This is a genomic window from Paraburkholderia humisilvae (assembly GCF_902859855.1).
In the GTDB taxonomy this organism is placed as follows: Bacteria; Pseudomonadota; Gammaproteobacteria; order Burkholderiales; family Burkholderiaceae; genus Paraburkholderia; species Paraburkholderia humisilvae.
This window is the reverse complement of sequence record NZ_CADIKH010000011.1, coordinates 184,451-198,344: the sequence shown is the minus strand read 5'-3', so window position 1 is coordinate 198,344 and position 13,894 is coordinate 184,451. Positions and strand designations below refer to the sequence as shown.

Annotated in this window: 10 protein-coding genes; 4 read left to right on the top strand and 6 right to left on the bottom strand. The window is 59.1% G+C overall.

Translation table 11 applies throughout. The features are described from left to right. Positions 1–34 precede the first annotated feature (34 nt). A complete protein-coding gene (locus HV796_RS14170) occupies positions 35–1,606 on the bottom strand; it encodes an MFS transporter (protein ID WP_175227127.1) in 1,572 nt (523 codons plus the stop codon). Positions 1,607–1,724: 118 nt separating this feature from the next. Between HV796_RS14170 and HV796_RS14165 the strand changes: the two genes are divergently transcribed. Further along, complete coding sequence (locus HV796_RS14165; protein WP_175227126.1) at positions 1,725–2,630, top strand: LysR family transcriptional regulator; 906 nt, start codon at positions 1,725–1,727, stop codon at positions 2,628–2,630. Here the strand turns inward: HV796_RS14165 and HV796_RS14160 are convergent. After that, on the bottom strand, positions 2,599–3,012 hold the full coding sequence (locus HV796_RS14160; RefSeq protein ID WP_175227125.1) for a VOC family protein: 414 nt from the start codon (positions 3,010–3,012) through the stop codon (positions 2,599–2,601). The two genes, HV796_RS14165 and HV796_RS14160, sit on opposite strands and share 32 nt — an antisense overlap. A gap of 154 nt (positions 3,013–3,166) precedes the next feature. Continuing rightward, positions 3,167–4,882: a GAF domain-containing sensor histidine kinase gene (locus HV796_RS14155; protein ID WP_246355857.1), complete on the bottom strand. Its 1,716-nt coding sequence runs from the start codon at positions 4,880–4,882 to the stop codon at positions 3,167–3,169. A 110-nt stretch (positions 4,883–4,992) separates the two neighbouring features. Here HV796_RS14155 and HV796_RS14145 point away from each other — a divergent pair, with 110 nt between their 5' ends. Continuing rightward, positions 4,993–6,198 (top strand): MFS transporter, encoded by a 1,206-nt coding sequence (locus tag HV796_RS14145; RefSeq protein WP_175227124.1) that lies wholly within the window; start codon positions 4,993–4,995, stop codon positions 6,196–6,198. 25 nt (positions 6,199–6,223) lie between these two features. Here the strand turns inward: HV796_RS14145 and HV796_RS14140 are convergent, their stop codons facing one another. Beyond that, positions 6,224–7,771: a rhomboid family intramembrane serine protease gene (locus tag HV796_RS14140; protein WP_175227123.1), complete on the bottom strand. Its 1,548-nt coding sequence runs from the start codon at positions 7,769–7,771 to the stop codon at positions 6,224–6,226. 538 nt (positions 7,772–8,309) lie between these two features. Beyond that, entirely contained in the window at positions 8,310–9,512 is a 1,203-nt protein-coding gene (locus HV796_RS14135; RefSeq protein WP_175227122.1) for a porin, read from the bottom strand. 547 nt (positions 9,513–10,059) lie between these two features. On the opposite strand from HV796_RS14135, the gene HV796_RS14130 reads away from it, so the two are divergent. Further along, positions 10,060–11,109, top strand: a complete 1,050-nt coding sequence (locus HV796_RS14130; RefSeq protein WP_175227121.1) for an AI-2E family transporter — start codon at positions 10,060–10,062, stop codon at positions 11,107–11,109. Positions 11,110–11,166: 57 nt separating this feature from the next. On the opposite strand, the gene HV796_RS14125 is transcribed toward HV796_RS14130, so the two are convergent. Next, a complete protein-coding gene (locus HV796_RS14125; RefSeq protein ID WP_175227120.1) occupies positions 11,167–12,222 on the bottom strand; it encodes a LacI family DNA-binding transcriptional regulator in 1,056 nt (351 codons plus the stop codon). A gap of 303 nt (positions 12,223–12,525) precedes the next feature. Here HV796_RS14125 and HV796_RS14120 point away from each other — a divergent pair, with 303 nt between their 5' ends. Beyond that, on the top strand, positions 12,526–13,815 hold the full coding sequence (locus tag HV796_RS14120) for an extracellular solute-binding protein (RefSeq protein ID WP_175227119.1): 1,290 nt from the start codon (positions 12,526–12,528) through the stop codon (positions 13,813–13,815). Positions 13,816–13,894 lie beyond the last annotated feature (79 nt).

Genomic DNA, 13,894 nt, shown 5'->3' with positions numbered 1-13,894 from the left:
AGAATCCAAGTCAGACAGATATGGCACGAATGCTCTACGGAGCTGGATGACGGACACCATCATCCAGTGTAGTTCTCTGGCGGCGCACTCGCGCGCCGGGTCCGAACACGACGACACTCAGCAGCGCCAGCGTCCACGCGCCGATCACGCCGTACAGCATCACGAGGCCGAAGCCGTGTACCAGTGCTGCATGCATGAGCACGCCGTGCGGGTCGGCAGCCGCAAGTGCCGCACTCTCCTGCGTGAGAGGCGCGAATGTGCCTGCGGCGATCTTTTCCGCGAGCAAACGCAGCGACGACGTTCCGGCTAAGTCGGGAAGCGCGTGTGTGAGATAAGAAAGCACACCCTCGATGAGGATAAAACCCATCATGGCGATATTGATGGCCAGGCTGATCAGTCTCGCGCTCATGTCGATACCCGAAGCCATCCCTGCGCGGTTCGACGAGACCGAGCCCGTAGCGGTATTGGTGACTGGCGTATTGGTCAGGCCCAGCCCCGTTCCGCACAACAGGCAACCCGGCAGCATCGTGAGCCAACTCGCGTGCTCCATGCCGGCCCCGAACTTCATCAGCATAAAGCCCATACCGATCGTGAACATGCCGAGCGGAATGACCCTGCGCGCGCCGAACCGGAGCGCAAGGCGCTCGGCAACCGGTGGTACGACGAGCGTCGGTAACGTATACGCGAGCAGCGACAGTCCGGCGTTCACACTCGTATAGCCGAGCGCGCCCTGAAAGTAGATCGGCAGATAAATCATGAACGGCCAGTAGCTGAAGTTCATGCCCATCGACCCTAGCAGCGCACCTGAAAACGAGCGGACCCGGAACACCGAAAAATCGAACATGGGTCGAGGACTGCGCTTCTCGACCAGGATGAATGCGATGAAACTCAACACCGTGCCCACGACGATGCTCAATGCGGTGGGGCTGTAGAGGCCGAGATCCGATCCTTGCGTGATGAAATAGACGAGCCCGAAGCACGACAGGGAAAGCGTGAGGATGCCGGGCATGTCCAGGTGTTGTGCGTGCGGGTCGCGAGACTCCTGCACGCCGCCGAACGCGAGGCCGAGCGCTACGATCGAGATCGGTGCGTGGATCAGGAAGACCCACTGCCAGTTGGCGACTGCGATGATCATCCCGCCGATGATCGGCCCAAAGCCGAGGCCGATGCCAAAGACGATGCCCCACGCGCCAAATGCGTTGCTGCGTTCACGCCCCTGCTGGAACTGATGGGAAAGCACGGCCACCTGGCAAATCAGCATCGCACCGCCGCCCATGCCTTGCAGAAACCGGCTGACGATCAGGACGGGCGCGCTTTGCGCGAGCCCGCAGACCAGCGACGTGACCGCGAACATCACGATGCTGGCCACGTAGATACGTTTGCGTCCGAAACGGTCCGCGAGTGCCCCCGTCGCCATCAGCACAGTGGTACACGCGAGCGTATATGCATTCATGATCCATTGAAGCGCCTTGAAATCCGCGTGCAGCACGCTTTCGAGTGTGGGAAGCACGGTCGGCACGCTCGATATCTCGAGGCCGAACATCAGCGAGGTCAGGCAAACCGCGGCGAGTGCGAGGGCGTTTTGGGGAAGGTGGGCGAGTTTCATGAATATCAATTGAAAAAGAGGCGGCTCAAATCAGCAACACGTCGGACGTACTATATTGGGAATTGAATTCCCGATTGCCGCAAATTTTTCCCCTTAATTATTCCCGCAAGGACCTAATATGACGGACAAACTGGATGGGGTAGCCGTCTTTGTCCAGGTGATCGAGGCGGGCAGCTTTACGCTTGCGGCCGAGCGCATGCACCTCACGCGCTCGGCCATCGGCAAGGTGATTGCGAGGCTCGAAGCTCGCCTTGGCGTGCGTCTGCTCCAACGCACGACGCGCAGTCAGACCCTGACCGAGGCTGGGCAGGCCTATTACGATCGATGCGTGCGGGCGCTTGCGGAACTCAACGCAGCCGAAGCCGAACTCGAGAGCGGACACAGTGAGCCGCGCGGGCGTTTGCGAGTCAGCGTGCCGATCGCATTCGGCCACCATTGCGTCGCGCCGGTGTTATTCGCACTCGCACGCCAATACCCCGAACTTCAGGTCGACATCTCGTTTACCGACCGGGCCGTGGATCTCGTTGAAGAGAACATCGATCTTGCGGTACGCATCGGCCCATTGCGCGACACCACGAGCCTCGCGGCACGGCGCCTCGGCGTTCAGGAGTGGAGCATCGGAGCCGCACCGTCGTATCTGGCACGGCACGGTACGCCCGTCGATATCGACGATTTCGATGGACATGTGGGCATCGCTTACTCGCGCGCCGGCGTGGTGTCGCCATGGCGCGTGCTCGACACGGACGGTGTCGAGCAGGAATTGCTCATCGAGCCGAAACTGAGCCTTGACGATATCCAGGCGATTGCCGGAGCCGGTGTCGCCGGGCTGGGGCTCGTACTGTTGCCGTGCTGGTTGCTGACGCGATATGTGGCGATGGGCGAGCTCGTAGCGGTGAGGGAGCGGTGCGGTGTGCGACCGCAGGATATCCATGCGGTGTGGCAGAAGACGCCCTATCTGCCTTTGAAGACGCGTTATGCGATCGATGCACTGGTTACGGAAATTCCGCTGATGAACCTCGGTTGATGTGACACTGTCTCCTCAAATAATTTGCATACCGAATCACAGACCCGGCGATGTGAGCAACGCGGCTTTGTGCGGCGTGCCGCCACAATGCGCGGGTTCCGCTGTCGATTTCGAAAAATAAATGGCAGTATTCCTGATTATTGTTCCGAGAGGGATCGGGTAAAACAATCGCCATCACCAGCGGCATGCCCAGGATGTCCTCGTAGAAATGCCGGGTCGTTTCAGCATCCCGACAACCTAGCCCGAGGTGATCAACATGGCGCAGCGGGTTCTTTTTACGGTCCTCCGTGGCCCGTAGGCGGTCATCCGCATCCAGCCCGACTCCAGCCAGACTACCCCACAACAGGTCCTTGTCCCGAACGACGTCCTTGTGTCCAGTCATGACTCGCCTCCCGCCCGCAGCACGGCAAGCAACGAGCGATTGATCGCTGCACGCCTGCGGCACGGGCGATCGCCGGATCGCGAACGCGAAGCATCACAAGCGAAGCACGTTCATTGTCATGGGCGCGCGACCGGCGTCGACTCATTACGTGCAGCTAGCTTTTCCCGCAGCCTGGCAACACCATCAGGAACGCTGCCCCTTGCGGCGAGTTATCGCTCACCGTCAGACGACCCTTGTGTCCTTCGACTATCGAGCGGCAAATGGATAATCCCATGCCCATTCCTTCGTCCTTCGTCGTATAGAACGGCTCGAACAGGCGCTCCATGTAATCGGGATCGATGCCTGGCCCCGAATCGCGCACGGTTACGCAGATGCCCGTGGATTCATCCTGACTGGTTTGAATCGTAAGAACTCTCGGTCGATCGTCAACGCCGCTCATCGCTTCAATGGCATTGATGGTCAGATTCAGCATTACCTGTTGAAGCTGCACCCGCTCCCCTTGGACAAGCGGCAAGTCCTCCGCAAGCTCCATTCGCACGGACACACTGTTTTTTATCGCCTCACTGGAAGTCAGGTTGACGACCTCACGAATCGCCTCATTGATCTGCACCCGTTCGCTATGCGCCGGTGATCGTTTAACGAGGTCACGAATATGGTTCATCACGTCGCACGCGCGCGTTGCTTCTTTGATGATCCGTTCGAAAGCCGACTGGACCTCGCCCAGATCCGGTGAGCGGGCGCTCAGCCAGCGCAGACCCGCCTCGGCGTTCGTGACGCACGCGCCGATCGGTTGCTTGACTTCATGGCTGATCGACGCGACGAGTTGTCCCATGGTTGTCACGCGGTTTGCGTGCGCGAGTGCCGCCTGAATTTCGCCATAGCGACGCTCGCTTTCGCGTGCTTCGGCCTCCGCGCGTTTGCGCTCGGTCAAATCAAGCACGAATGCAACACCCTGGTTCCCGCCTTTTTCGAAGGCCGCCACGCCGACCAGCACAGGCACCCTGCTGTGGTCTTTGCGGAAATACTCCTTCTCGAACGGCTGCAGGCTACCTGTCCGCTTGAGATCCGGCAGCCAGTGCTCGACATCGCGCTCGCGCCAGTCCGGCGGCGTCAGTTCCGTCAAATGGACGCGGTCGGAGAGGAGGTCCTCGCGCTCATAGCCAAGAATGTGCAGAAACGCATCATTAGCTTCAATGATGCGGGTTTCAGCCCACATGAATATGCCGATAATGTTGGCGTCGACCAGACGCTGGATCTTCGCTTCGCGCTCCCTGATCTGTTTGTCCAGCGTGGCAAACAGCTTCAGATCAGCCTCGAGCACATCGCGCCACCGGAGCAGAAGTCTGAGGAAAAGATCGTTGTACGAATTCCGCTTTCTGTCGAGGACACAAATCGTGCCGAATATCTCGCCATCGGGCCAACTGATCGGCACTCCAAGGTACGAAATCATCCCCAGCTGGATATCGGGGTTCGATTTCCATTCATCGTCCTGAAGCGCGTCGGGAACCAGCAACGCTCGACGGGTCTTCATCACAGTCTCGCAATAAAGGCCCGAATTCAAAGGCACCGTTTCGGCCCGCTCGTAAGGATTCCCATTCGACTCGCTGGATACGAACACTTTGATGTTCGGAGGCTCGACGCGCATGATCAACGCCGAAGGCACGTGCACGATTTCGGCGAGCAGATCGACCATCTCTTGCCACTTGCTGACGGTTTCGTCCGGTAATTGCGCAAAATGTTGCATGGTCGCGCTTCGCTGAGGAACGGTTAATCTCACCAAATGGTATTGTTGCGACGGGTGAAGCGACGTTGTGCGCCCCGCGGCCCCGGTCGCTGCCGGGTGGCCGATTCCCACGATGAAGGCATTCAAATTGTAGTCGTTCCAATACTGACCTGTGCCATCGGTCGGCAGACGAAACCATCCCTGGTTCAGGCTTCGCCAACCTTGATGCGCCCGTAGCACCTTGGCTCAATACCCGAATGCAGGCACACCACCGTTTTCTTTTTATTTCGCTGCTGTTGACGCGTCTCGCGGACCAGATCCTGTTATTCATCGTGCCGCTCGTCGTATTCAAAGTCTCCGGGAGTGCGGCATGGTCCGGCGTCGCTTTCTTTTGCGAAGCGCTACCGCGATACGCAGCTTTCCCAATCTGTGGGGCATTATGCGACCGCGTTTCACCGCTGAAACTGATTCATTTGAGCCAACTCTACCGCGCGGCCTTGTGCGTCTTCGGCGTAGGCTGTTTTATCGCGGTAGGCGGACTGGGTTGGCTCATCGTCATCTCGGCAGGCGCCGGCGTACTGACCACGCAAGGTTTCATGGCCCGCGAAGCGATGCTGCCGCACTACTTTCAGCGGGACGACTATCGTAAAAGCCTGTCCTATACGCAAATCGCGGATCAGATCGGAAGCGTCATCGGTCCGCTTGCAGCCGCGTCTCTATTGGGCCTTTGGGCGTGGGAATACGTCGTGTTGATCGCAGCGGTTGTGTTCGTCGTTTCCGATATCGCATTTGCGCGCTGGAAGAAAAATCTCGACATCCCGCATTACGCCTCCCGCCCGCGACATGCACGCTGGTCTGAGCCATATCGCATTGCATTTGCGCACGTCATTGCGATTCCGGGACTACTGGAAATGATTCTGCTGGCGGCAGGCGTCAATCTGGTCGTAGGCGTCACGCTTGCGACATCGGCCGCGATGTTGACCGGTGTCTACCACCAGACCGCTTCTCTCTACGCATGCCTGCAAGTCGCAGGCTCAGTCGCGACAGTCATCGTGCTCGCCGTGGTCGCCCATATCAAACTGCCGGCAAAAGTGCTGGGAACCATGTCGTACATGCTTATCGTCGCCGGCGGCGTACTGATGGGTTGGATTTCGACGCCGCTTATTTACACGGCGGGGTTCGTTATCGTGATCGGATTCGACAAGATGTTCAGCATCTTCATCCGGAGCGCGAGGCAGCGGCTCATTCCCGCTGCGGATTTTGGAAAAACCGTGGGGCTGATCGTGTTGTTGAACAATTTGACGCAGCCTCTTGCCGGGCTAGTTGTCGGGTCCTTTGCGAATCACCTGGGCACCGGCCATGTCATTCTGATTCTGACTTTCTGCATGGCTTTGATAGGACTCGGTGTTGTCGCGCTGCGCGGCAAGCGCGCGGGATGGATGGCCACGATTGAAGGAGAGTAGGGCCATTCGCGCCGCGCGTTTCGTCTCACAGCGGCGCGGCGCCCCTTCTTATCATCGCAGCCTGCCGCTTTGCATCGTCCATCAGTTCCTTGATTTGCGACTTTGCGCCATAGTCGCGGAGCTGGTTGCTGTCAGCCATATCCGCCAGCAATTGCATTGCCTTGGTCACGTCGCCGTAATAGCGCAGTAGCCCGTCTTTCAACGCCGCATCCGACGAACCCGCTGGCACCTGGACTTTATCGATTGCCGCGTAAAGCTGATTCCATTCCGGTATCACGGTCGTCCGGATGCGGCCGGCGTATTCCGCACGCCCCTCTCCCGTCACCGGTTCGCGCGCCAGCGATTTGACATCGGCAATTGCCTTGCTCTCGACCGGACCGAGTTGTTGAAGCACTTCGGAGAACTGCATGGCTTCCTGTCTGTCTGGCCGCGCCGAAAGCGTCAAAAGTGCCCACATCAGGCCGCCCAACACCGTGCAAGCGACCGCGCCCGATGCCCCAAACACGAATGCCGACCGCTCACGCGACGAATCCGAATCGTCGATCGGCGGCGCAAGCACGCACGCGAGCATGAACCCACCAATCAGACCGCCTACGTGGGCTCCGTTGTCGATTCCACGATGGGTAAACCCCCAATACAGGTTGTAGCCAATGAATAACGCGGCCATTCGAAAGTGCTTCAGAAAGATCGAGCGCGGAATCGAATCGCTATAGCGGAGCACATAGGCCAGCAGACTGCCAAGCACACCGAAGATCGCGCCTGACGCTCCCGCGCTATTGATTCCGGGGTGCCAGAGCAGACTCATCAGGCTGCCCGTCAAACCCGCGAACAGATAGATCACAAGGAAACGCACATTGCCGAATAGCCGTTCGACGATGCGTCCGGTTTGCACAAGCACAATCATGTTGAACACGAAATGCACAAATCCGAAATGAATAAACACGGAAGTGAGCAGTCGCCACCATTGGCCGCTCACTGTATAGGGACCGTAATTGCTTCCGTAAGCGATCGCAGACGCGGATTTCACGGTGCCGAAGCCGGCGCCACGCGCCACCATGACGAAGAACACCAGCGACGTCATTGCGACGATCGCCCATGTAGCCCACAGGTGCGGCGTACGCGTCATGACCTGCTGGAGAAAACGCGCCCGTTCGTGGTTTTCCCGCGCGTAGCGGGGCGTCATCTGGGTCGGCAACGCGGCGGCGATTAAAGCGGCCTCGCCTTTGTTGCGGGCTCGCACAATTATCGGCGCAAGTTCGCCCGGCCCACTGACCACATCGAACTGAACGAGCTTCCCGTTGACGCGCACGTTATAGATGTCGTCACAGCGCAGTTCGAGATCCGTATCGACGTCCGCGCCGATCAGGCGTGACGCCGACGTCCGGATGGTGACCCGACTACCTGAAACGCGAAGGGTGCCTTTGCTTTGAAACGATCTCGCCTGGAGTTGGCCCCAGACCTTCCGGAAACGTGAGCCCAGAGCAACCTCGAAACTCTGGTCTATTGGCGTGCGGCCGAAACTTTCGCCGACCTCTGTGTCGACGCGCCCCCAACCTGGCTCGCTGCGGTTCATGATTGGCTCGCTATGTGTCTGTTTTTGAATGGGCGGCCCTCTCCCCCTGCGTCAAATAACGGCACTGGGCCGTCATTCTTTAGTCTCGGCGAATCGGCCGCCGCGCAGGTCGACATTCACATCGGCAAGCCGGAAGTCCATGGTCGGCAACGAGCACAGCGCCTTCTAGCGGTTGATGAGAAAGCGTGTGCGGAGTGGCGATACGTTACGTGTCTGAACCCACCGTGCTGTGAGCCATGCTGTCGCCCAGGACATGCGTCCCGATGGGCGGCGATACGCATCCGCTGACGATGTTGCAAACCGCCACCGCGATCCGGATTCGCCCAGGAGAACACATCGGTGCAAGCCAGCCGTTGGACTGGCGCTCTGATCTATGACCCGATACGCATTGTATGGCGGCATCCTTGCCGCTCGTGATTATTTGCCATTCAGTGTTTCTCAGTCTTCAGAATGCGGCGCAAATCCTGTCCGCGCCTCGACCGTCAGTTGCGTTTGCGCCGTGCGGCCGAGGTTCGACCGCACGGTGGCTTACACCTGATCAGAACCGGTGCTTCATGCCGACGGCAACGACGACCTGCTCGTTACCTGCCGATGGATCGAGCGTGTAGACACTCGCGTCAAATGCCGCATTGCCGTTTCCGCCGCTAACTCTTTGGTAAACACCCTCCACGTAGATATCGGTGCGCTGTGAAAGCAGATAGTCAGCCTGAGCCATCACCTGATTCCAATGCGGCGACGCAGAAGTGAACCCCTTCGACGCGCCGCTGAATTCGCCGGTCGTGTAGGTGTACGACGCCCCAAGGCTAAAGTCCGGCTTGACAAAATATCGGCCGTTGATTTCAAAGTTGTCGAACTTCATCGACGTGCCGGCAAGCGCGCCGGTGGATGTGCTGCCACCCTGCAACAGCCCTGTTATGTTGTCGGTGACCGAATGAGTCCACACAGCGCCAACCGACGCCTTGCCGAACTTGTATTGCGCACCCGCACCGTAGATTTGCTGGCTGCCGCCTGTGGTCAACGCATCGCCATCGCCCGTGCTGACTGCGCCCGTCGCATTGGCCTGCTCAGGGTCCGCAGTGCGGTTAATCTGAAGATAGGCAGCGCCGAAATTGAACGGGCCGTAGGAATAGCTTGCGCCGAGGCTGTACGCACCGTTGTTGGAGAAATTGCCCGCCTCGCCGGAGAACGCATACATTGCACCGGCCTTGAAGCCGCCATACGATGCGCTGCTGAACTTGACGGAATTGTTCAGGCGCAGATCGTTGTTCAGGTTGTCGTTGTCGTACACGTGCATCGCCAGGTTGCCGCCGAAACCGGAACCCGTTGCGCTCAACGGTGCGACGAAGTCCACCATGAAATCGTATTGACGGCCGAGTGTCACCGTACCGTACTGATTGGAGTGAAGACCGACCCAAGCCTGTCGGCCGAACAGGTCCCCACCGTTCTTAAACGTGCCGTTGTCTACGTTGAAGCCATTCTCGAGCCAGAAGATCGCGCTAAGACCGCCGCCGAGATCCTCACTGCCTCGCAAACCCCATCGTGACGTAAACACATTTCCGCTTTGCATCGAAAACGAACTCGCTCCCGGCGATGTGCCGCTCGAAGGGGTCACACGCGCATTGTTCTGGTAGACGATACCTGTATCGATAAGTCCAAAAAGCGTGACGCTGCTTTGCGCGTGCGCGGCCCCGGCCGTGAGCATCGCGGCCCCCGCGGCGATGAATCGGATCTTCAGTAACATCACATCTCGTTTCACTGGTATTTCCCCCGGTTGAATGATCGGCAATCGTCTTGAAACGACGCGAGCAATGGTCCGGCATCGCGACGATCGCGAGAGATGAAATGCTCAGTTCCAGTTTGGGAGGTACTGTGTCACGGTATTGAAACAGACCGCCAGTCACACGGGCTTGTTGGCTGTTTGCTGCGGCTGCGCAGGTGGTCCATGAACCAGAAAGCGCTTTGAACATGAAAGGGTCGGGCGACGTGTCGCGAGTTTGCGACAACCGAGCTAGCCTGATCGGGAAACGCTATTCGCTTGCCGCGAAGCAAGCCCGGCGCGTTGCAAGCTTGACGCTTGCGCCGATTTGGTATTCAGTAAGTAATTCCGGTCTTCTTATTATTCCAGGCTCGCGAACATCGAGCTTTCAAAGCGGGAGTCTTTATACCGGTCGGATTCGAAGGAAGCTGCAGGTCGACAGTCGTGCATCAGAAACAGATCGTTAAGAGAGACACGTTTTATCGGTCATCGATTGAAGGTCCCCTATCCTTGCTTCGATCCCGGAGACTCCATGAAACCGGACCTTGTCGCGTGCACCTGTTTGCTCGTCATCACCGTCATCACGGGTTGGGTGCTTTATATCGGACGTTCGGTACTGGTGCCGATCGCATTCGCGATCATCACCTGCTACGTGATCTACGGCCTCGCCGAAATCCTCAGGCGCGTGCCTCATATCGGCCAGCGACTTCGGCCGGGAACGCGTTACTGGAGCGCGGCTGTGATCCTCCTGATCGCAGCCTATCTCGCCGCCGAACTGCTGCTCGCCGATACGGACCGGATGGTGGCCGTCGCGCCGAAGTATGAATCAACGCTGCTCGCCCTGCTGACGAAGTTCGCTGCATTGCTTCATATCGAAACGGAGGCGACATGGACGGCGTTCCGTCGCGATCTGCTGGGAGCCGTCAACGTACAGGCCATTCTCACGTCGCTGCTCGGCTCCGTTTCGTCGATGATGGCGACGGCTTTCGTCGTCATGCTGTACGCGGCGTTCTTCATGTTCGAGCATCATAAGTTCAGACGCAAGTTGTTGGCCGCGATGCGCGGCAAGGCCAACCTCGAGCCCGTGATTGACGCGGTCAACGAGAAAATCGGTACTTATCTCGCGTTGAAAGCATTGCTTGGCGTGATATTGGGCATTCTGAGCTATATCACCATGCGTCTGGTGCACCTGGAATTTGCCGCGCTGCTTGCCGTACTCATCGCGCTGCTCAACTTCGTGCCGTATGCGGGCTCGCTCTTATCGGTTGTGTTGCCAACGTTGCTGGCAGCGCTTCAATTCGGCCAATGGAGCGAACCGATCACGCTGCTCATCGCGCTTTCGATCATCAACTTCGTAATAGGCAATGTGGTCGACCCGTGGCTGATGTCGGGATCGCTGAACCTGAGTCCAGCGGTGATCCTGATGAGCCTCGCGGCATGGACCGCCATTTGGGGCATCGCCGGCGCCTTCCTTGCGGTACCGGGAACCGTGGCATTGACCATTCTTCTGTCGGCGTTCGATTCCACGCGGCCGGTCGCATTGCTGTTGACGAGGGATGACGTTCCACCACCCGGTCGTTAGCGGATGCCTGGGGTGACGTAGTGCCGCGCATCGAACCGGATGCACTCGAACACCGGGTCAAAGCTTCCGCGCTTTGCGCGACGTAGCCGAACGCCGCGGCGCGAGCGGCGCCGGACCTGTGGAATCGCGCACCATGAGTTCGGCCGCGAAGGTGACGCGTTGCGGCGCTGCATCGTGTCCTGCAACCTGTGCGAGCAGCGTATTCACCGCCGAACGGGCCATCTGCTGGAAAGGCTGACGCACGGTCGTCAACGCCGGGTGAAACTGCTCCGCCATCGGAATATCGTCGAAGCCGATCACGGAAATGTCGTCCGGAACGCGCAGGCCGGCTTCGCGCGCGGCCGCGATCGCGCCAAATGCGCTTTGATCGTTGGCCGTGAAAATGGCGGTCGGTGGATCGGGGAGATCGAGCAGACCCGACGCAACCTCGAAAGCGGTCATTTGCGATAGATCCCCCGGCACGACCCATTCGGGCGCATTCGGTAAACGATGCCGCGCTAACGTGTCGAGATAGCCGCGCTGGCGATCGCGCACGCCTTCGATTGATTCACCACCGCCAAGAAAGGCGATTCGCGTGTGTCCCAGTTCGATCAGATGCTCGACCGCGAGTTGCGCGCCACCGTAGTTGTCGACCGACACCGACGGAAAGCGGTTCATGGTGCCGCGCTGGTCGATCACGACGACCGGCAGATTCGCTTTCGACAGCAAGTCGAGCCACAGCGATTCGCGCGGCAGGATCGCCAGCAAGCCATCGGAAAACTGCCGCACGAGGCCCAGCACGTCATGATGCGTGCGACGATCGTCGTCCGACATCGTATAGACCAGCACTTCGCAGCCTGCGGCGCGCGCGGCGCGCCCGGCGCCGAGAATCAGCTCGCTCGAAAACTGCGTATCGAGCGTCGGCGTAATGATGCCGATGATGCCGTTGCGCCCTCCTGAAAGCTTCTGCGCGGTACGGTTGACCACGTAGCCGATATCGGAAGCGATGCGCAGCACTTCGTCACGCGTCTCGCGTGAGACACCGGGACGTCCGTTGAGCGCGCGCGACGCGGTCATCTGCGACACGCCAGCTAGTCGCGCCACGTCCGCCAGCGTGGGATTTTCCTTGGTCATGCGGTAACGAGCTTGTTATGAAAGTAAATGGCTGCACGGCGAACTGCGCCGTTAGCGATAACGTTAACCGACGTTGATTCTAGATGAATCATTAAAAGTCGCAATCAGGACTTCCCTGCGCCGCGAATCCACATCGATAGCCGCTTCCGGTAAGTACGGCAACGCAATATGCCGATTGCGTATTGCGCTCGTCACATGCCCGAGGGTTAACCTCATCTGGCGACCAATCGGTGGCGTTACTACCATCGCTAACGTTAAGGCTAACGTAGTTCACCAAGAACTCTAACGACCGGAGACTTCGAGATGGCGTACTCGGCGGTATCGAAGGTGATGGGTGCGGCACTGTATTCATTGCTGACAATCGGCATCACGACAGCAGGCGCCGCCTACGCGCAGGACGCGAAGGTGATCACCGCGTGGGACCAGCAGACCAACGCGCTATCGAGCAAGATCCTGCGCGATGCATCCGATCGCTTCGAGCAGAAGAACCCCGGTTACAAGGTCGAGAATTCGCACATCCTGAACGATGCGTACAAGACCAAGCTGAAAGTCGCGTTCGGCGCGGGTCAGCCGCCGTGCGTGTTCGAATCGTGGGGCGGCGGGACATTGAATGAATATGTCAAGGCCGGTCAGATTGTCGATCTCACGCCTTATTTGCAGAAGGACCCGGCATATCGGGACCGCTTCCTGCCTTCGTCGTGGAAGGCGGTGACGTTCGACGGCAAGACCTACGGCGTTGCGGCCGAAAACGCGTCCGCCGCAGTGATCTTCTATAACAAGGACATTTTCCAGCAGTACGGCCTCAAGCCACCCGCGACCTGGCCCGAGCTGATGCATGTGGTACAGGTGCTGACCTCGCACGGCATCGCGCCATTCGCCCTTGCGAACAAGAACAAGTGGACAGGTTCGATGTACTACATGTATCTCGTCGATCGCATCGGCGGCCCGGACGTTGTGCGTGCCGCGCTCGAAGGCAATGGCAAGGGCTTCGACGATCCGGCATTCGTCGAGGCGGGCAAGCACATCCAGGAGCTGGTGAAGGCCGGCGCGTTCGCACAAGGCTTCAACGGTCTGGACTATGACGTCGGCGCGTCGCGACGCCTTCTGTACTCCGGTCGCGCGGCGATGGAACTGATGGGCGGCTGGGAAGCGTCGACGATCCAGAACGAAAACCCCGCGTTCTCGAAGAAGCTCGATTTTTTCCCGTTCCCGAGCGTGCCCGGCGGCAAAGGCGATCCGCGTGATGTGATCGGCACGGTGGGCGACGGCTTCCTGAGTATCTCGACCGAATGCAAGTACCCGGAAGCCGCGTTCAAGCTGATCCAGTCGCTGACCGACGACACTGCGATGCACGCGCGCGTCGGTGACCGCAAGGTTCCGCCGGTCAAAAACGTCGCGATCGACGATCCATTCCTCAAGCGTCTGCAGAGCCTGATCGTGGATGCGCCGAATGTGCAGCTCTGGTACGACCAGGCTCTACCGCCGCGTCTCGGCGAGCTTCACAAGGACACCACGCAGGCGCTGTTCGGCCTGTCGCTGACCCCTGAGGCTGCCGCCGAGAAAATGGAAGCCGCCGCGAAGGCAGGCGGTTAATCGCACTCTCTAACAGCACAGTCCCGCTGGTGTCTGATCGCACATTATCGCCGTGCGATTCAGGCGCCAGCCGGCAAAC